This window comes from Streptomyces sp. AC555_RSS877 (genome assembly GCF_019049245.1).
Classification (GTDB): domain Bacteria; phylum Actinomycetota; class Actinomycetes; order Streptomycetales; family Streptomycetaceae; genus Streptomyces.
The window spans coordinates 105,830-123,276 of the sequence record NZ_JAGMUK010000022.1 but is presented as its reverse complement, the minus strand read 5'-3'; the positions used below and the strand labels follow the sequence as shown (position 1 = coordinate 123,276).

The following is a 17,447-nucleotide window of genomic DNA, read 5'->3' as shown; positions in this document are numbered from 1 at the left end:
TGCGGGCGACCGAGGGTGATCAACGCTCCAGAATCTCTGCCGTTGCGGATCAGCGGTCTGAGGTCCGACTGTCTGGGAGGAGCAGTCCCCCCGTCGCCTGGGCCGGTGCGGCGGAACGCCTGATGGTGATGCGTGAGGACGCCGGACTGCAGCCGTGTCTGTCTGCCGGGACCGTCCCGGATCCGACGACCGATAGGCTTGGCGCCAGCCTGTCTGTGGGGCGTTCAGGGCGGCCGGATGCGGGACTACAAGGCTCCGCACACGAACCTCAGCATCACGACAGCGCCACGGACGAGAAGATGACTCTGTTCGGGACCGGCGTTCCTGTCGGTCGCCGTCGTCGACGCGCTCAGTCGTGCCGTCGAGGCGTACGTGAGCCGCAAGGCAAATCCGCTCTCCGGCGGCCTCGCGCTGAACGCTCTCGTCCGTGCCGGGGTAGATGGCGTGGGGCGAGTCGACCATGGCACGGCATGAGCCGCCCGATCGGCGCGCACTTCCACGTCGCTCATGGTCTGTCGAATGCGATGCTCTTCCCCGCGGTGACGGCGTTCTCCGTACCGGCCGCCGAGAGCCGGTACGCCGACTGCGCCCGCGCGTTCGGAGTTGCCGCCGACGGCGACGGCGATGCCCTGGCGGCCGGGAGGTTCGTGGAGGCGCTCCGCGACCTGTGCGAGGATCTTGACCTTCAGCCGTAGATCTGCGAGTAGAGGTCCTGGATCTCGTCCACGGTGGGCACAACGGGGTTGTTGGCGGGGTTCCGGACACGAGCGCCTGCTCAGCCATGAGGGGCGACAGTCGGCGACGGAGGAACGGTGATGGCACAACAGCCAGGTCCGCGCGGAGTACGAGATGAGACGCATGACTGACATTGCTGAGGGCGAGGTTCTCACCGATGTGCACCGGGGCGTCGGCCGGATCCTTCTGAACCGACCCAAGGCGCTCAACGCCCTGACGACAGGCATGGTCGCGGCCATTGACGGTGCGCTCGCCGCATGGGAGCACACACCGCTGTCCGCTGTGGTGATCGCCAGCACCAGTGTGAAGGCCTTCTGTGCCGGCGGCGACATCCGCACGATCCGCGAGCACAGCCTCGCTGGGGATGCCGAGGCCAGTGAGCGGTTCTTCGCCTCCGAGTACCGGCTCAACGCCCGGATCGCTGAGTATCCCGTGCCGGTCGTGTCGCTCATCGACGGCATGTGCATGGGCGGTGGTCTCGGTCTGTCGGTCCACGGCACCTTCCGCGTCGTCACCGAGCGTGCGGTGCTGGCGATGCCCGAGACCGGGATCGGTTTCTTCCCCGACATCGGGGCCAGCTACTTTCTGCCGCGGCTGCCCGGCGCGATGGGCATGTACCTGGGACTGACCGGGCACCGTCTCGACGCTGCCGACGCCCTGTACGCGGGGCTGGCCACGCACTTCGTCCCCACGGACAGGCTCGGTGCGGTCGGAGACGCCCTGGCGGACAGCCCAGGCGCCCCGGTGGACGTCGTCCTGAACCGCCTTGCCGACCGTTCGCCGGTGGGGGCGAGCAGGCTGGCGGAGGTACGCGGGGAGATGGACTGGGCGTTCGGCGCGCCGACCCTCGGTGAGATCGAGAAACGCCTGCGTCACCTCGGCACCGCCTGGGCGTCAGACGCGTTGATCGCCTTGGAGTCCGCCTCGCCGCAGAGCTTGGAGATCACTCACAACCTGCTGGCCCGAGGCAGACAGCAGACGTTGCGCGAGTGCCTTGACGCCGAGCTCACTCTCACGCGCACGACCATCCGCACGCCGGACTTCCTGGAGGGCGTCCGAGCGGCCTTGGTCGACAAGGACCGCAGTCCCATCTGGGAACGTGAGGCGCAGGGCGGGCAGACGCCGCCGGCCTGACCGGGAGTGCAGGGTGAGCGGCTGTCCGTTGTCCGCACTGCCGCACTGCCGCACTGCCGCACTGCCGCACTGCCGGACAGGTTGTTCTTGCCGAGTTGCGCGGCGCGGATCGCGGTGACGTGCCCCCGGTTCCGCCGCCGATGGTGACCACGCCGTAGCGCGTGCTCACGAAGTGCCCCCGTTCCGGGGACATGGTCGGCTCGTGGAGCGAGCGGTCATGCGGCGCGGATGTGCTGCGCCAGGGTGGCGTGGATCTGGTCGCGGATGTCGGCGAGCACGGCCTCGTCGCTGCGGTGCGGGCACACGGTGGCGGTGGTGCTGATGTGGATGATCGCGGTGATCACCCGCGCCAGCGTTGCCGCGTCGGCGGCGCCGATGTCCTCGTTGCGCGTGAGCAGGCCGGTGATGCCGTCCTCGACGCGGCCGGCAAGGGTCAGACCCACTTGCCGGTATGGCTCGGCCGGGTCGCCGAAGACAAGTTCGCGCAGATAGGTGCGGCCGTTCTCGAGGTGCTCCCGCACGCACTCCACCAGGGGGCGGATGAGAGCGATGACCCGCTCCAGCGCGCCCTGTCCGACGGCGGCGTCGGCGGCGGCGAGGCCGGAATCGACGGCGGCGGCGAACTTCTCGTTCTGCACCATGATCAGCAACTCGGCCTTCGTGGACGCGTACAGGTAGAGCGTCCCGATGGCGACATCGGCCCGGCGGGCGACCTGCTGCGTCGTGACCCTGTCGACGCCGTGTTCGGCGAACAGCTCGCGGGCGGCGGTCATGATGCGCTCGCGCTTGTCCTGTTTGGCCCTCTCGCGGCGCCCGATCGGCATGTGATCGCTTCCCATGGGAACCCCCCTTGACAAGAATTATGAGTGGACTCATAGTTGAGTGTACTCGGATTGACCGGATGGGGCGAGGCTGTGAGGCCCCCGGATGTCGCGCCGGGTTTGCCGATCCAGTCTCAGACCTGGATGAATAGGACAAATATTAGGAGTGGCGCCCCATGCGAGCGTTCGTCGTCACCAAGTACAAGGAGCCGCTGCAAGAGGCGGAGGTCCCCGAGCCCACCGTGGGGGAGCACGACGTGCTTGTGCGAGTGGAGGCCGCCGGGCTGAACCCGCTGGATGAGAAGATCCGCGCCGGTGAGTTCAAGCAGATCCTGCCCTACAAGCTGCCGCTGATCCTGGGCAACGACGTCGCGGGCACTGTCATCAGCGTCGGGACGGCGGTTCGCGGCTTCAAGCCCGGAGACGAGGTCTACGCCCGGCCCGACCAGGACCGCATCGGCACGTTCGCCGAGCGCATCGCGGTAGCGGAGGGCGACCTGGCGCTCAAGCCCGCTTCGATCAGCATGGAAGAGGCCGGCTCACTGCCGCTGGCGGCGCTCACGGCGTGGCAGGCGCTGGTGGAGCGCGGGAAGGTGCGGCCCGGGCAGAAGGTTCTCATCCACGCCGGCGCCGGCGGGGTCGGTTCGATCGCGATCCAGCTCGCCGCGCACCTCGGTGCGCACGTCGCCACGACCGCCAGCGCTTCCAACGCGGACTTCGTGCGCGCGCTCGGCGCGGACACGGTGATCGATTACCGCAGCCAGGACTTCGAGCAGCTTCTGACCGGCTACGACCTGGTGCTGGACAGCCTCGGTGGCGAGAACCTCGAGAAGTCCCTGCGGGTGCTCAAGCCCGGCGGCAAGGCCATCGGGATCGCCGGTCCCCCGGACCCCGCGTTCGCCCGCGAGGCCGGCCTGAACCCGCTGATGCGCCTGGCGGTCGCAGCCTTGAGCGGCAAGATCCGCAAGCAGGCGAAGAAGCTCGGCGTGACGTATGAGTTCCTGTTCATGCGCGCCAGCGGCGACCAGCTCCGCCAGATCACCACCCTCATCGACCAGGGCGTGGTGCGCCCGGTCGTGGGCAAGGTGGTCCCCTTCGACCAGACCCCGCACGCGCTGCAGTCGCTGTCCCAGGGCGGCATCCGCGGCAAGGCCGTCATCGGCAACAGCTGACCCGCCGCAACCGCGAGGGGCGACACGAAACACACAGCGACACAGAACACGCAAGGAGAATCCGTCATGAGCAGCACTGACACCCCGAACGAAGCCGTCATCACCTCCTACGCGAAGGCCCCGGCCCGCACCGTCAGCGCCGGTGGCGTCACGTACGCCTACCGCGAGCTGGGCCCGAAGGGCGGCATCCCCGTCGTCTTCTTCGTCCACCTCGCCGCGACCCTGGACAACTGGGACCCCCGCATCATCGATCCCATCGCGAAGGGCCGTCACGTCATCGCCTTCGACAACCGCGGTGTCGGAGCGTCCACCGGTCAGGTGCCGGACAGTGTCGAGGCGATGGCCGACGACGCCTACACCTTCATCAAGGCGCTCGGGTACGACAAGATCGACGTCTTCTCCTTCTCCCTCGGCGGCATGGTCGCCCAGGCCCTGGTGGTGAAGCACCCCGAGCTCGTCCGCAAGCTGGTCCTCACCGGCACCGGCCCCAAGGGCGGCAAGGACATGGACAAGGTAGCCAGAGTCACCTACTGGGACATCCTGCGCGCCACGTTGACCCGTTCGGACCCCAAGGAGTTCCTGTTCTTCAACCGCAACGCCACCGGCAAGCCCGCCGCACGCGCGTTCGTCAACCGGCTCAAGGAGCGCACCGTCGACCGCGACGTGGACATCAAGACCAAGGCGTTCCAGACGCAGCTGAAGGCGATCAAGAAGTGGGGGCGCTCCGCCCCTGACGACCTGTCGTCGATCACGCAGCCCACCCTGATCGCCAACGGCGACAACGACCGCATGGTGCCGTCGGTCCTGTCGGAGGACCTGCACCGGCGCATCAAGGGCAGCGAGCTGATCATCTACCCCGACTCCGGGCACGGCGGCATCTTCCAGTACCACCAGGAGTTCGCCCCCGTCGCGGTCGAGTTCCTGGCCCGATGACCACCACCTGACCAGGAAAAAGGGCAACATCATGCGCACGTCACCGGTCGCCGCGCCCCCGGAAGTGAGGAAGCCTCTCGCCTCCTCGATCCTGCTGTGGGTGCGCACCGACCAGCCCCGCCAGACCGGCATGGACCACTGGAAGGGCCCGCACTCAGGGATCATCTCCGCCACCCCGGGTCTGGAGGAGTACCGGCAGATCCACCTCGCCGAGCACAACACGGGCCTGTGGCCGGCCATCGACGGGGTCCAGACCGCGATCCCCGCCGACCGGAAGATCGACGGCGTCGCGGAAGTCACCTTCCAATCGGTGCTTGCACCCCTGAAAGGGCGCGAGCAGACGAAGCTGGCCTACGCCGACGAGATCAACGTGTTCCGCCGCACCCTGCTCTACGCCGGCCCGCCGAACTCCTCTCGGTGGTACGACGTCGCAGGCCGCGGAGAGGCGGTCGGTGCCCGCGCGCTGATCTACCTTCGCCGCAGGGACGGGGTCGGCGCCGGCGCCCTCCGGAAGTTCGTCAACAAGCAGCTCGCCCCCGCGCTCGCCGGCACCGGAGTGCTGAAGGAACTGCGCACGCAGACGTTCCTGCCCTGGACGAAAAAGCTCTGGGACACCCCGGACGTCGCCCACGACAACCCCCACGACCAGCACTTCCACGCCTCGGTCAGCCTCGGGTTCACCGACACCGCGGCACGGGACGCCTTCTTCACCGGCAACGCGATCGAGGACCTGTCCAACCGGCTGGCACCGCAAGTCTCCGCGATCCACGCCTACGACGTCGCCGCCGCCCTCACCTACGTCAAGAACGGCGAGATCCTCCCGCACTACCAGGAGTGAGCAGCGCAGACGGGAAGCGGGACCGCCGGATCTGCTCGGCACATCCATCCGCCCCGGCTTCCTTGCCCTCCTCACACCCCCATCGCCGTCTGATACCCACCACGCATCCGGAGCCAGCCATGAGCGAGCAGCAGAGCACCATCCACTACGAGCGCACCTCACCGCAGATCGCGAAGATCACCTTCGCCAACCCGCCCGTCAACCTCATCGTCGGCGATACGGTCCTGCGCCTCATCGAGATCGTCACCGAACTGGCCACCGACCCGGACATCCAGGTCGTGCTGTTCGACAGCGCCACCCCCGACTTCTTCTACAACCACTTCGACCTGGCCGCCGCCGCCGACTTCCCCGCCCCCGAGGACCCGGACGCGGTTCCGGCATGGACGAATCTGGTCCTGGAACTCTCCAAAGCGCCGTACATCACGATCGCGGCCATCCGTGGACGCACCCGCGGCGGCGGGAACGAGCTCGCCCTCGCCCTCGATCTGCGCTACGCCAGTCGTGAGAAGGCGATCTTCGGACAGCCCGAGGTCGGCAGCGGACTGCTGCCCGGCGGTGGTGGCAGCGAACGCCTGCCCCGGGCCATCGGCCGCGACCGCGCCCTGGAAGCCATCCTCACCAGCGACGACTACGACGCCGACACCGCCGAACGCTGGGGCTGGATCACCCGCGCCCTCCCCGACAGCGAACTCGACGCCTTCGTCGGCACCGTCGCCGCCCGACTCGCCTCCTTCGACCGCACCTCACTCGCCTCGGCCAAAGCCCAGATCAACCGGGCAACCCTGCCCCCGGACGGGGACCTGGTCGCCGCGTACGGCGAGTTCGCCCACTCCCTCACCCTTCCCGGTTTCCTCACCCGGGCCGCAGGCACGCAGGCCGTCGTCGAACAGGCCGGCATCGACTTCGAGTACCGTCTCGGGCACTACATCGGCATCGCCAACCAGCAAAGCTGACACCCATCAGAAAGTGAGCACGGACGCAGCGGATGCTGCGTCCGTCCTCATTTGCCGCGGGGCCCACCTGATTTCCGACGTCTTCGGCACGATGGTCGGATCGGGCTGCTGCCGGATCGACCGCCGATGTCCTCCACCGCTCGATGGCCGCTACAGTGCACCGCTTCTGGACACCGGTCGGCCGACCGTTCGCACGCCATGGATCACTGGGTCCCTGACGTGAAGAGATCGCGTCGGGACCGAACAACAAGCTCAGGCTTCCGTGCTGTGCAGGTCCGGGTAAAGCGCCTCGACCGGGCCGCTCAGAGCCGCCTTGACCCCCTTGGTCAAGTCGTCGGCCAGGACCTCGTATTCTCCGGCCTCGACGGCGTCGTAGACGGTCGTCACCAGCTGTGTCGGCAGCATCTTGGGGCCGTCGGCGTGCGCGGCCATATCGGTGTCGACGTAGCCCATGTGCACCCCCGTCACGTGGACGCCCATGGGTGCGAACTCGATGCGCAACGAGTTGGTGGCCGACCACAGTGCGGCCTTGGAGGCGCTGTAGGCGCCGCCGAAGGCATACCAGCTGGCAACGGAGTGCACGTCGATGAGGACTGACCCCTTGTTGGCGGCGAGGATCGGTGCGAAGGCGCGGGCGAGGAAGACGAAGAAGTTCGTCTCCATGTTCGCCCGGATGTCTGCCTCGGTGACGTCCAGCAGGCTCGTGCTCGGCGGGGTGGCGCCCGCGTTGTTGACGAGCACGGTGACATCCGCCGCGGCGGCCACGGCCGCGTCGATCGACGTGCGGTCGGTCACGTCAAGGGTCAGGGGGACGATGCGGTCGTCGTCCCAGGCGCGGGGGGAGCGGGCGGTGGCGTAGACCTTGACGGCGCCGCGCGCCAGGGCGTCGTGGACGAAGTGGGTGCCGATACCGCCATTGGCGCCGGTGACGAGGACGACTGCTCCATCGAGGGAGGGCATGGGTTCCTTCTTTCCGAGGGGGATGTGAAGTACGTGGCTGCGCACGGATGGGGCAAGGACACATCGCCCCGCGATGGGAGAATGAGCGGAGCCACATTCGAGCCCACATGACATTGAGTACAATCATAACTGATTACAGTCAGAATCTATTCCTGGAGGACACCGCCATGCCTCTCGGACGGCGCGAGCGGAACAAGCAGGAAAAACTCGACCGCATTGTCGCTGCCGCCAGTGATCTGTTCGCCGAACACGGCGTCGATGAGGTCACGACCCAACAGATCGCGGACAAGGCCGACATCGGCACCGGGACCCTGTTCCTTTATGCCAAGACCAAGGGCGAACTCCTCCTCCTTGTCCAGAACGCCAAGTACGTCGAAGCACTTGAGCGGGGCCGGGCGGACGCCGAGACCGTCCCAGGCGTGCTGGACGCGGTGCTGGCGATCGTCCGGCCGATCGTCGAGTGCAACCGCGTCCAGATCGACAACGGACGCACCTACCTGCGAGAGATGGTCTTCGGTGACCCCGAGGAGCCCCGGCACGGCGCGGCACTCGCCATCGTCGCGCAAACCGAGGAGGCCGTCGCCGCCGTGCTGCGCCGAGACGAGCGGGTCACCGAGGGCGACGCCGCGACGCTGGCACACATCGTGTCCGCCGTGATGTTCCTCAGCATGGCGGTGAGCGTGAACATCGCCTTGAGCGTGGAGGAGATCGTGCAGGACATCCGGGGGCAGGTCGAGGTCCTGCTGCCTCGCTGAAGTGCGGCCCGGTCTCCGGCCCGGGTGACCATCCGGGCAGTCCTCGGTTGCGGTATGGCCCGAATCCCCGAATGGCAGGTCATCCGGCCGTTGCTGCCCATACCGGTACGACTGGACGGCTGGGGCAGCCGGCAGGAGGGCTACCGCCACCGCGTGCTGCTGGGATTCCCGAGATTGCCCACCTGTACGGCGTCGGGTCCCACTCCCACCCCGCGCCTAGACCGCGCGCTGAGGAAGGTCGCTCGAAGGGGCGGCGGGGTGGTTCTGCCGGTGTTCGCACTGAGGCGACTGGGAGCCGGCCTCGTGCTGTTCAAGGTACTGAGCTGGGCTTGCGTCGGTCGGCTGCGGTCAGGCTTCCGGACTGCTTGCCGCCGGCTGGTCGCTGTTGCCCTGTGCCAGTGACGCGAGAATCTCCTTGCGGCAGACATCGAGGATTTCGTCCGCCAACGGAGAGCCGTCCGGGCATGCCCGCGACAACATGATCGCGCCGACCGAATGGGCGAGCATGTCGATCACCATCATGCGGGCCGCGCGCTGGTCCGCATCCCCCGGCGTATCGGTTGGGGGCTGAAGGGCCGTCAGCAGGTTCTCGATCCCGGCCGCGAACTCTGTTTTGAGGTCCGCCGACTGACGTGCGGCGTCGCCGCCGAGGGCCGCGATGGTGCAGCCGTCGCCGCGCCCGTCGCGATGCTCCCGTGAGACGTAGCGCTCGACGAACTCGGCGGGGTCCAGGCCTTCTGCCCGTGCCGCGGTCGTCGAGAGCCCGCTTGCGGACGCTTCGGCCATCAGGTCGGCCTTGGAGCGGAAGTGCTTGTAGAACCCGCCATGGGTGAACCCGGCGGCTGCCATCAGCTCTGCCACGCCGACACCGTCATAGCCGCGCTCCCGGAACAGCCTGGAGGCTGTCGCGACGATGTGGGCACGGTTCTGCTCTGCCTGTGCCTTGGTGACCCGCATGTCCAGCCGTCCCTTCGTCGGTCGACGCTCGACGGTCCAGCATACATAGATGTCGATCGACATCTAAGACCTTGACTTTTTAGATTACGACCGTCATATTATTGTTCACCCCTCCAGAAAGGCTCAGGCCATGAGTGACACGCATGTGACCGCACCGACTCAGTACATCGAGGTTGACGGCGACCGGTTCGCCTACCGGCGCTGGGGCAAGCCCTCGGGCGTCCCGATCTTCCTGGTCCAGCACTTCCGCGGAGGGATGGACAACTGGGACCCGCTGCTCACCGACGGCCTGGCCGAAGGCCGGGAGGTCATCCTGTTCAACGGCCGCGGCGTCGCCTCGTCATCGGGCACGCCGCGTAACCGGATCGAGGACATGGCCGACGACATCGCCGCGGTCATCCGGGCACTGGGGCTGGAGCAGGTCGACCTGCTCGGCTTCTCGCTCGGCGGTTTCCAGGCGCAGGAAGTCACGCTGCGCCACCCCCAGCTGGTGCGCAAGCTCCTCCTGCTCGGCACCGGCCTCCGAGGTGGGGACCCGACAAGTGACCCCCAGGTGCCTCAGTACGCCCTGAACCCGGTCCCCACCCTGGAGGACTTCCTCTTCCTGTTCTTCGGCCGCTCGGAAGCCGCGAAGCAAGCGGGCAAGGCCTTCTGGGAGCGCCGTCACCAGCGGGTCGACCAGGACCCGCCGAGCTCGCCCGCGGTCGCACAGGCGCAGTTCGAAGCGACTATGGCCTACGCGGAACCGCTGCCGGGCGAGAACCCCTACGCCCACCTGAACGCGATCACCCAGCCGACGCTGGTCCTCAACGGCGAGAACGACGTGATGATCGCCTCGATCAACTCCTGGCACCTCGCCCAGAACATCCCCAACGCTCAGCTGCTGATCTACCCCGATGCCGGGCATGGAGCGCAGTTCCAGTATCCCGAGCGGTTTCTGAAGCACGCCATTCAGTTCCTCGACGAGTAACGCCTGCAGGGCTTCGGTGCAGTCGCTGACGCCTGGTCCGTGCGCGAGAATCCGGCAGGCCGGACCCCGGCCGCCGGAGCGGCTGGCTCAGGTAGGCGCATCCTCCGTGAGCGAGGCGGGGTGCGCCGTCGCCCGGCCGCCCTGCCCGCTCCCACGGTGTCCACCGCCGCGACCCTCCGGCCGGGACGGCTGATACGTGCCGCACGGGCGTCGAAGACGTGGGCGCCGGCCGCGCCGTCGGTGACCACGACGAGGAGCGCCTGAGTTCCAGCCACTGGGCGGCGATCCGCTCGATCGTGGTATCCGGGCAGAGCCACTCGACGCCCTCGCTGCTGGCCTTGACGACGTGGGCGACGCCGCTCCTTCCAGCGTGCCCCGGGCCGGTCCGCTGGGCGAGTCGGCCCGGGGGCGGCAGGGAGAGCCGCCGGACCAGTCCCTGAGGCTCCGCTCGCCGAGACGAGGGCCGTACAGGGCCCGACCGCCGCCGCCGAGCTGCCCGAGCTCGGTCATCAGCGCAACGCCGGTCTGGATCTCGTCCGCTGTCCAGCAGGTGAATCCTTGATCATCGGTAGTCGGCTGCGCGCTACGCCCGACGTCCTTTCGCACGCCAGGCGCCTGGGGGGTGTCGGATTCAGGAGGGCCCGGGCGGCGCGGGCCTGCTGCGGTTGGCAGTGGAAGAACGGTGCCGCCGCTGTGCAGTGGCCGATGTCGAGAGCCGGCCGGCGGATGGCCTCCTCGTACAGAGCGAGAGTGCGGCGCAGGTCGGTGTTCTCCTTCCGTGGCCGGCTCAGGTTGGCTTCCGTACGTACGTCGGATCCGGAGGGTTCCGTCGGCGTCGCAGGCCGGGCCGGCGCCGGGATGCGGGGCCGGAAGCGCACGTCGACCAGGGCGGCGTAGTGCCGCGGCTGGCACTTGCCGCACCATCGTGCCGCCAGCCCCGTCCCGCCACGGCGACCACACCGAAGCCCGCGCGCTGACGGATGGGATCGGCCCTGACGACGTCCTGCCCACAGGTAGAAGTCGTTGACCGTGGACACCTCCCGGCCCCAACTCGCCTCTTCCGAACGAGGGCCACGCTCATCACGACGCCGCCGCCACTCGAACGCCGCTCGGTGGTCCATGGACGCATCACGCCGGTCCCGCCTGCGTCGCGTGAACCACAGGAAGGCCACGTATGTGCGCAGGTCCCGGGCATGAGCGTGTCGGCGAACGTTCAGACTGTCGCGCGCAGCAGATCGGGACTCGGCGCGGCGAGGTTGTCCTCGGCGAGGGCGTGCGGGGGCACTGGCAGGTGCGGTCATCGTGCTGACGTCCTTCGGGCTTCGACACCTCGAAGATCAGCCGATGGCCGTTCATCTATGCGGGCACCGACCCGATGCCGGAGCAAACCCCGGATCAGGTCGAACCCGTACACCACTTCCCTGGATGCAATCCAAGGCACGCGGGGCACGGGGCTCCGCAGACTGCCGCGGCCGCCGGCAGCCCTCGGATTCAGGGTCGGAGCAGAGGGCGCCGTTGGACAAATCCCCTGTCCGTCATGAGCGTCGAGACACGCGAGCCGTCGATGTTGTTCCGCCCGACGCGGCGAGCGTCTCTCGCCCCTGCCGTCGCGTCGTCGTGCCCCGCGTGATCATGCCAGGAGGATGCCGTGTGGCCGGCCTGATCTCAGTTGCTGTCGGGCGTCATCGAGACCACGACCTTGCCGGCCTTGGTGCGACCTTGCTCGACGTACGCCATCGCCTCGAGCGTCCGATCGAACGGGAAGGTGCTGTCGATGACCGGGCGGAGCTTCCCGCTGTCGTAGAGGGCGCCGAGCTCGCGCAACTGGTAGCCATTGGCCTGCATGAAGAAGAACTGGTAGCGAACGCCCAGGGCCTTCGCCCGCTTGCGGATCTTGCGGCTGAGCACGTTCATGACCAGCCCCATGAAGGAGGGGGCGCCGAGCTGCCTGGCGAACCCGGCGTCCGGCGGGCCCACGACGCTGACAGCCAGGCCGCCGGGCTTCAGCACGGTCAGCGACTTCTCCAGGTTCGCCCCGCCCACGGCGTCCAGCACCAGGTCGTAGCCGGACAGCTCCTTGGAGAAGTCCTCCTTGGTGTAGTCGACGACGACGTCGGCACCGAGGCTTCGGACCAGTTTCTCGGAATCAGTGCTCGCGGTCGTCGCCACGGTGGCACCGAGGTGTTTGGCGAGCTGGATGACCGTCGATCCGAGACCGCCGGCACCGGCGTGGACGAGCACCTTCTGACCCGGCTTCACATGGGCCTGGTCTACGAGGATCTGCCAGGCGGCCAGGGCCACCAGCGGCACCGCGGCCGCCTCCTGCGGGGTGAGCGACGCCGGCTTGGGCGCGACGTCGTCCATGTCGATCGCGATGTACTCCGCGAAGCCTCCGATCCGCAGGTCGCGCGGACGGGCGTAGACCTCGTCGCCGACCTCGAGGCCGCGCACGGCGGAACCGACCCGCGTCACGACGCCGGCCACGTCATGACCGAGTACGAACGGAGGCTTGTACTTCAACAGCTGCTTGAACTCCCCGTTACGGACCATCTTGTCCAGCGGGTTGATGCTCGCGGCGCTCACCCTGACCAGAACATCGCGGTCACCGACGCTGGGCTCGGGTACCTCGGCGGCGCGCACGCCGTCCTTGCCGTACTTCTCGACGACGAATGCCTTCATGCCGGCCGCCTTTCCACGTGATCTTCTCGGTCGCCTGCGTGTGGTCATGACGCTACTCGCTGAGTATAGAAAAGTAAACTCACGTCGGGTTAGAATCACCCCATGGATGCGAGGATCGAAGCTCTTCAGGACGCCGGCATGGATACCCGACTCGACCGGGACATGTCGAACTGCTCGATCGCCCGGACCCTTGAGGTCGTGGGTGAGAAGTGGACGATCCTCATCCTGCGCGAGGTCTGGTACGGCTCGTCCCGCTTCAGCGACTTCGAACGCGTCCTCGGCTGTCCCCGGAACCTTCTCGCGGCACGGCTTCGGATGCTTGTCGAGGAAGGGATCCTGGCCACCGAGACCTACAAGGAACCGGGCTCGCGGAGCCGGCCGAAGTACGTGATCACACCGAAGGGCGTGGATCTGGTCCCGGCCGTGATGGGGCTCCTGCAGTGGGGCGACCGCTACCGCGCCGACCCGGAGGGCCCGGCCGTACTGACGCGACACCGAGGATGCGGTGCGCACGTCGATGCCCAGATCCGCTGCGAACGCGGCCACGCCGTGCAGGCGGAGGACATCGAGAGTGTCCCCGGCCCCGCATTTCGTCTGAGGCCCGCGGAGTGAGCTGAGTGCGGTGGCGGCAGGAGTCCGGGTGGGCTCAGTCCGCCGGGGTGCGCTCACTCCGTCTGGCTCGGGCCTGGTGGAGGCGGACTTTGGTGCGGTTGCCGCAGCGGGACATCGAGCACCAGCGGCGGTTGTGGGCGGGGGAGCGGTCCAGGAAGCGCAGGGCGCATGTGTCCGCGCCGCACACGGGATCCGGGATGCCCGGTGCGAGCAGTCCGGCCCGCTGAAGCCAGAGGGTGAGATCGCCCGGGTTCCGGAGCGTCTCCCCCGGCGTGGGTCGCCACCGGTGGCGGAGGGTGTTGGTGAAGTCCAGACAGACCCGCCCGCCGTCCCAGATCCACGTGTCGTCCGTTGCCACGCCTTCATTCTGCACGTTAGGTTTAACCCCCTAAGAACTCCTAACAAAAAGTCGCAACTTGCCTTGGAATGGTGGCGTCTGATGGGTTGTTAGCCTGCACATGAGAAGGGGTGAAGAGCCGCCGTGGATCGTGGCGGATGAGCTGTGGGCGCGGATCGAGCCGTTGCTGCCGGTTGTGCCGCGTCGCACACATCACCCGGGGCGCAAGCGTCTGGACGACCGGAAGGTGCTGTCGGGCATCCTGTTCGTGCTGTACACGGGTATTCCGTGGGAGTTCTTGCCCCAGGAGCTGGGCTTCGGCTCCGGCATGACCTGCTGGCGGCGCCTGCGCGACTGGAACGACGCGGGAGTCTGGCAGCGTCTGCACGAGTCGCTCCTGGCCGAGCTGAACGCCGCCGGCGCGCTGGACTGGTCGAGGGCGGTGATCGACGGCTCGCACGTCAGGGCGCTCAAAGGAGGCCCAAAACAGGACCGAGCCCGGTCGACCGTGCCCGAACAGGCTCCAAGCACCATCTGATCACCGAAGGGCACGGCATCCCGCTGGCGGTATCGCTGACCGGCGGGAACCGCAACGACGTCACCCAGCTCATCCCCCTGATCCAGGCCGTCCCGCCCGTACGTGGCCGACGCGGGCGGCCCCGACAACGACCGGTCGCGCTCTACGCCGACCGCGGCTACGACCACGACAAGTACCGCAAGCAGGTGCGGGCCCTGGGAATCACCCCGGTCATCGCGCGGCGCGGCGTCGAGCACGGTTCCGGACTGGGTGTGCACCGCTGGGTGGTCGAGCAGAGCTTTGCACTGCTGCACTGGTTCCGCCGACTGCGCATCCGCTGGGAGATCCGCGACGACATCCACGAAGCTTTCCTCAGCCTGGCCTGCGGCATCATCTGCTGGCGCCGACTGGTCAACCTCTCACTTTGTTAGGAGTTCTAAGAGGGTTAGTTCGTGCCGGGGAGGCGCAGCCATGGGACAGCCCACCGCGACCACGGGCGTGACGCAGGTGGACGGGGTTCGCCTGCACTACCTCCGAGCGGGATCCGGTCCTCTGCTCGTCCTGCTCCACGGCTGGCCGCAGACCTCCGACTGCTGGCAGCCGGTGCTGGCGGATCTTGCCGCCGACCACACCGTTGTGGCACCCGACCTGCGTGGCTACGGCCTGAGCGACAAGCCCTCGACCGGATACGACAAGCGGCGGATGGCCGCCGACATGGCGGGCCTCGTCGAAGCACTCGGCTTCGAGACGACCGCCGTCGTGGGTCACGACCGGGGCGCCCGCGTGGGGCACCGCTGGGCGCTGGACCGCCCCGACCAGGTGGAACGGCTGGCTGTGCTCGACATCGTGCCGACCCGGGAGATGTTCCGCCGACTGGACGCCTCGCTCGCCTCCGGGTACTGGCACTGGCTGTTCCAGATGCAGCCCGACCTTCCCGAGCGGCTCGTGGGGCACGACATACGCGGGTATCTCGAGTACTTCTTCGAGCGGTGGACCTATAACCGCCACGGGCTGACACCCGAAGCGGTCGACGGATATGTCCGAGCCTTCTCCCGCCCGGGTGCCATGCGCGCGAGTTTCGACGACTACCGCGCCATGGAGCAGGACGTCGCCCTCGACGACATCGACGCCGCCGAGGACCGCCGCCTCACCATGCCGGTACTGGCGCTCTGGGGTTCCGCAGGGCTGCCCTCCCGCCTGCCGACGCTGGAGATCTGGCGCGCCTACGCGGACGACGTCACCGGAGCAGAAATCCCGGAGTGCGGCCACTTCATCCCCGAAGAGCAACCGGAGGCGCTGCTGGGCCATTTGCGGTCGTTCCTGGCCGTCGAGGCGAGTCGGTGACCCTGCCACCGTGACGAGAGCGGCGCCCCTGCGGGTCCACAGTCTCACTGGCCGGCCGGGGCAAGTCGTCCGAGCAGCCTCCCGGACCGAGGGGCGGCCCAGTTGCTTCCGGTTGGGCCGCCCCTCAGTCAGATCCTGGCCGAGACCGGGACACCCGCCGAAGCGTCCCCGCGGCCGCGCTGTCGGATAGGCGCTGCCTGGGCATCCAGGCTCGGCGCGTGGTGAATCTCAGGAAACCGCGACGTGGGCAGCGCGCAAGGAGGCTTTGTCGATCTTCCCGACCGCGTTCTTCGCTATGGCCTCCACCACGAAGAAGTCGGTCGGACGCTTGAAGCCGGTGAGGCTGCGCGCACAGAGCTCCCGCAGCGCCGTCAGATCGACGGCCACGCCTGGTCGCGGCTGTATGTAGGCCACGACCACCTCTCCCCACTTCTCGTCGGGTACGCCGATCACGGCGGCTTCGAGCACCGACGGGTCGCCTGTGAGGACGTCCTCGATCTCCTTGGGGTAGATGTTCTCCCCACCACGGATGATCATGTCCTTCGAGCGCCCGACCAGGGTCAGATAGCCCTCGGCGTCGAGGTGACCCACATCGCCCGTGTGCAACCAGCCGTCGACGATGACTCTGGCCGTTTCCTCGGGGCGGCCGAGATAGCCACGCATGACGTTGGGGCCCTTCACGAGGACCTCACCGTCCGTGCCCGGCCCCACCTCGGTACCTTCGGCGTCGACGATCCGAATCTCCTGGCCGGGGAAGGGAAGTCCCACGGTGCCGGCACGTCGCGGGCCCGCGACGGGGTTGACGGTGGACCCGCAGGTTCCTTCGGACAAGCCGTACCCCTCGACAAGAGGGAACCCGTACCGGGCTTCGAACCGGTTCAGCAGCTCGGCGGAGGCAGGTGCGGCGCCACAGACTCCGAACCTCAGCGACGATGTGTCGGGCCGCACGTCGTCCGGGAGCGCAGCGAGCATGCTGTAGATCGTCGGCACGGCGCTGAAGAAGGTGGGGCGCTCCTGCTCGACGAGGTCGAAGAAGCTGTGCGGGTCGAACCGGCGGCCCGCGATGACGACGCTCGCCCCCGCGAGAAGAGGCGTGAGAATGCTGACCACGATGCCGTTGACGTGGAAGAGCGGCAGGATCAGCAGGCACCGGTCGGCGGGCCCGATGTCCAGGGACAGGCGGCCCATCTCCGTCATGGCGTCGATGTTGGCGTGGTCCAGCATCACGCCCTTGGGCGTCCCGGTGGTGCCGCTGGTGTATATGAGAAGAGCCAGCACGGACGAGTCCACATGCGGTGTGTGATCCGAACTCGCCCCTTCCGTGTGCAGTGCGCCGACGGCGAGTACGGCAGTACCGTCCGTGACGGGCGCCTCGCGGTCTTCGACCACCAGCAGACGCGCACCGGAGTCCTTGACCTGCCGGTCCACCTCGACGTCGGTCATGCTCGGGTTGACCGGCGTGATGGTAGCGCCGATCCGCCAGGCGGCGAACAACAGCAGCACGAACTCGATGCGGTTCGTCAGCTTGAGGGCCACCACATCGCCGTGACCGATGCCGAGGTCCTGGAGCTGACGCGCTGCCGCACGGACGCGGTCCAGCAACTGAGCGTTGGTGAGTGACTGGCGCCCGTCCGAGACCGCTGCCCCATCGGGGTCGAGAGCGGCGCGACGGTCGGGCAGTGAAGCGAAGTTCATGGCGGGCGTACCTGTCTCGGTGTTGTGCGATCCGG

The 17,447-nt window shown here is 68.0% G+C and carries 18 protein-coding genes; 12 read left to right on the top strand and 6 right to left on the bottom strand.

All coding sequences use genetic code 11. From position 1 onward, the window contains the following. Positions 1-324: 324 nt before the first annotated feature. From KUM49_RS50640 to KUM49_RS09955, 3 genes are all read left to right on the top strand, one after another. A complete protein-coding gene (locus KUM49_RS50640) occupies positions 325-474 on the top strand; it encodes a hypothetical protein (protein WP_362244096.1) in 150 nt (49 codons plus the stop codon). After that, positions 471-695: an iron-containing alcohol dehydrogenase gene (locus KUM49_RS09960; RefSeq protein ID WP_055705485.1), complete on the top strand. Its 225-nt coding sequence runs from the start codon at positions 471-473 to the stop codon at positions 693-695. The genes KUM49_RS50640 and KUM49_RS09960 overlap by 4 nt, the downstream gene beginning before the upstream one ends. Positions 696-858: 163 nt before the next feature. Further along, a complete protein-coding gene (locus tag KUM49_RS09955; protein WP_217236366.1) occupies positions 859-1,869 on the top strand; it encodes an enoyl-CoA hydratase/isomerase family protein in 1,011 nt (336 codons plus the stop codon). A gap of 215 nt (positions 1,870-2,084) precedes the next feature. Here KUM49_RS09955 and KUM49_RS09950 read toward each other — a convergent pair whose 3' ends face one another. Continuing rightward, on the bottom strand, positions 2,085-2,708 hold the full coding sequence (locus KUM49_RS09950; protein WP_217236365.1) for a TetR/AcrR family transcriptional regulator: 624 nt from the start codon (positions 2,706-2,708) through the stop codon (positions 2,085-2,087). Positions 2,709-2,866: 158 nt separating this feature from the next. On the opposite strand from KUM49_RS09950, the gene KUM49_RS09945 reads away from it, so the two are divergent. The 4 genes from KUM49_RS09945 to KUM49_RS09930 all read left to right on the top strand — a co-directional run bounded on the left by KUM49_RS09945 (position 2,867) and on the right by KUM49_RS09930 (position 6,586). Beyond that, entirely contained in the window at positions 2,867-3,862 is a 996-nt protein-coding gene (locus KUM49_RS09945; RefSeq protein WP_217236364.1) for an NADP-dependent oxidoreductase, read from the top strand. Between the two features lie 66 nt (positions 3,863-3,928). Further along, a complete protein-coding gene (locus KUM49_RS09940; RefSeq protein WP_217236363.1) occupies positions 3,929-4,795 on the top strand; it encodes an alpha/beta fold hydrolase in 867 nt (288 codons plus the stop codon). Between the two features lie 31 nt (positions 4,796-4,826). After that, positions 4,827-5,633, top strand: coding sequence for a strictosidine synthase (locus tag KUM49_RS09935; protein WP_217236362.1), 807 nt, complete (start codon positions 4,827-4,829; stop codon positions 5,631-5,633). A 119-nt stretch (positions 5,634-5,752) separates the two neighbouring features. Continuing rightward, positions 5,753-6,586: an enoyl-CoA hydratase/isomerase family protein gene (locus tag KUM49_RS09930; protein WP_217236361.1), complete on the top strand. Its 834-nt coding sequence runs from the start codon at positions 5,753-5,755 to the stop codon at positions 6,584-6,586. Between the two features lie 252 nt (positions 6,587-6,838). Here the strand turns inward: KUM49_RS09930 and KUM49_RS09925 are convergent, their stop codons facing one another. Further along, entirely contained in the window at positions 6,839-7,546 is a 708-nt protein-coding gene (locus KUM49_RS09925; RefSeq protein ID WP_217236360.1) for an SDR family oxidoreductase, read from the bottom strand. 167 nt (positions 7,547-7,713) lie between these two features. Between KUM49_RS09925 and KUM49_RS09920 the strand changes: the two genes are divergently transcribed. Continuing rightward, positions 7,714-8,301 carry a TetR/AcrR family transcriptional regulator gene (locus KUM49_RS09920; protein WP_055705477.1) on the top strand — a complete coding sequence of 196 codons (588 nt, stop codon included), beginning with the start codon at positions 7,714-7,716 and terminating at the stop codon, positions 8,299-8,301. A gap of 348 nt (positions 8,302-8,649) precedes the next feature. Here the strand turns inward: KUM49_RS09920 and KUM49_RS09915 are convergent, their stop codons facing one another. Continuing rightward, on the bottom strand, positions 8,650-9,321 hold the full coding sequence (locus KUM49_RS09915) for a TetR/AcrR family transcriptional regulator (RefSeq protein ID WP_254400994.1): 672 nt from the start codon (positions 9,319-9,321) through the stop codon (positions 8,650-8,652). Positions 9,322-9,388: 67 nt separating this feature from the next. On the opposite strand from KUM49_RS09915, the gene KUM49_RS09910 reads away from it, so the two are divergent. Next, positions 9,389-10,228 (top strand): alpha/beta fold hydrolase, encoded by an 840-nt coding sequence (locus KUM49_RS09910; RefSeq protein WP_217236359.1) that lies wholly within the window; start codon positions 9,389-9,391, stop codon positions 10,226-10,228. A gap of 1,665 nt (positions 10,229-11,893) precedes the next feature. On the opposite strand, the gene KUM49_RS09905 is transcribed toward KUM49_RS09910, so the two are convergent. Next, positions 11,894-12,907 (bottom strand): NADP-dependent oxidoreductase, encoded by a 1,014-nt coding sequence (locus tag KUM49_RS09905; RefSeq protein ID WP_217236358.1) that lies wholly within the window; start codon positions 12,905-12,907, stop codon positions 11,894-11,896. Positions 12,908-13,045: 138 nt separating this feature from the next. Here KUM49_RS09905 and KUM49_RS09900 point away from each other — a divergent pair, with 138 nt between their 5' ends. Then, on the top strand, positions 13,046-13,519 hold the full coding sequence (locus KUM49_RS09900) for a helix-turn-helix domain-containing protein (RefSeq protein ID WP_031143657.1): 474 nt from the start codon (positions 13,046-13,048) through the stop codon (positions 13,517-13,519). A gap of 34 nt (positions 13,520-13,553) precedes the next feature. On the opposite strand, the gene KUM49_RS09895 is transcribed toward KUM49_RS09900, so the two are convergent. Continuing rightward, positions 13,554-13,877: a CGNR zinc finger domain-containing protein gene (locus KUM49_RS09895; RefSeq protein WP_217236357.1), complete on the bottom strand. Its 324-nt coding sequence runs from the start codon at positions 13,875-13,877 to the stop codon at positions 13,554-13,556. A 100-nt stretch (positions 13,878-13,977) separates the two neighbouring features. Here KUM49_RS09895 and KUM49_RS09890 point away from each other — a divergent pair. Both KUM49_RS09890 and KUM49_RS09885 read left to right on the top strand, forming a co-directional pair. Next, positions 13,978-14,804 (top strand): IS5 family transposase gene (locus KUM49_RS09890; protein WP_217236356.1). Its coding sequence is split into 2 segments (ribosomal slippage): positions 13,978-14,338 and positions 14,338-14,804, totalling 828 coding nucleotides; the frame shifts between segments, so codons are not numbered across the junction. Between the two features lie 40 nt (positions 14,805-14,844). Next, entirely contained in the window at positions 14,845-15,717 is an 873-nt protein-coding gene (locus tag KUM49_RS09885) for an alpha/beta fold hydrolase (RefSeq protein ID WP_217236355.1), read from the top strand. 228 nt (positions 15,718-15,945) lie between these two features. Here KUM49_RS09885 and KUM49_RS09880 read toward each other — a convergent pair whose 3' ends face one another. After that, positions 15,946-17,412, bottom strand: a complete 1,467-nt coding sequence (locus tag KUM49_RS09880; RefSeq protein ID WP_217236354.1) for a class I adenylate-forming enzyme family protein — start codon at positions 17,410-17,412, stop codon at positions 15,946-15,948. Between the last annotated feature and the right edge of the window lie 35 nt (positions 17,413-17,447).

Bases quoted from the DNA above. Each gene is read 5' to 3' on its own strand.
- KUM49_RS09940 (WP_217236363.1), top strand. From the start codon at position 3,929: ATGAGCAGCACTGACACCCCGAACGAAGCCGTCATCACCTCCTACGCG.
- KUM49_RS09910 (WP_217236359.1), top strand. From the start codon at position 9,389: ATGAGTGACACGCATGTGACCGCACCGACTCAGTACATCGAGGTTGAC.
- KUM49_RS09905 (WP_217236358.1), bottom strand. From the start codon at position 12,907: ATGAAGGCATTCGTCGTCGAGAAGTACGGCAAGGACGGCGTGCGCGCC.
- KUM49_RS09960 (WP_055705485.1), top strand. From the start codon at position 471: ATGAGCCGCCCGATCGGCGCGCACTTCCACGTCGCTCATGGTCTGTCG.
- KUM49_RS09935 (WP_217236362.1), top strand. From the start codon at position 4,827: ATGCGCACGTCACCGGTCGCCGCGCCCCCGGAAGTGAGGAAGCCTCTC.
- KUM49_RS09950 (WP_217236365.1), bottom strand. From the start codon at position 2,708: ATGGGAAGCGATCACATGCCGATCGGGCGCCGCGAGAGGGCCAAACAG.
- KUM49_RS09880 (WP_217236354.1), bottom strand. From the start codon at position 17,412: ATGAACTTCGCTTCACTGCCCGACCGTCGCGCCGCTCTCGACCCCGAT.
- KUM49_RS09955 (WP_217236366.1), top strand. From the start codon at position 859: ATGACTGACATTGCTGAGGGCGAGGTTCTCACCGATGTGCACCGGGGC.
- KUM49_RS09930 (WP_217236361.1), top strand. From the start codon at position 5,753: ATGAGCGAGCAGCAGAGCACCATCCACTACGAGCGCACCTCACCGCAG.
- KUM49_RS09885 (WP_217236355.1), top strand. From the start codon at position 14,845: ATGGGACAGCCCACCGCGACCACGGGCGTGACGCAGGTGGACGGGGTT.
- KUM49_RS09945 (WP_217236364.1), top strand. From the start codon at position 2,867: ATGCGAGCGTTCGTCGTCACCAAGTACAAGGAGCCGCTGCAAGAGGCG.
- KUM49_RS09915 (WP_254400994.1), bottom strand. From the start codon at position 9,321: ATGTCGATCGACATCTATGTATGCTGGACCGTCGAGCGTCGACCGACG.
- KUM49_RS09920 (WP_055705477.1), top strand. From the start codon at position 7,714: ATGCCTCTCGGACGGCGCGAGCGGAACAAGCAGGAAAAACTCGACCGC.
- KUM49_RS09900 (WP_031143657.1), top strand. From the start codon at position 13,046: ATGGATACCCGACTCGACCGGGACATGTCGAACTGCTCGATCGCCCGG.
- KUM49_RS09925 (WP_217236360.1), bottom strand. From the start codon at position 7,546: ATGCCCTCCCTCGATGGAGCAGTCGTCCTCGTCACCGGCGCCAATGGC.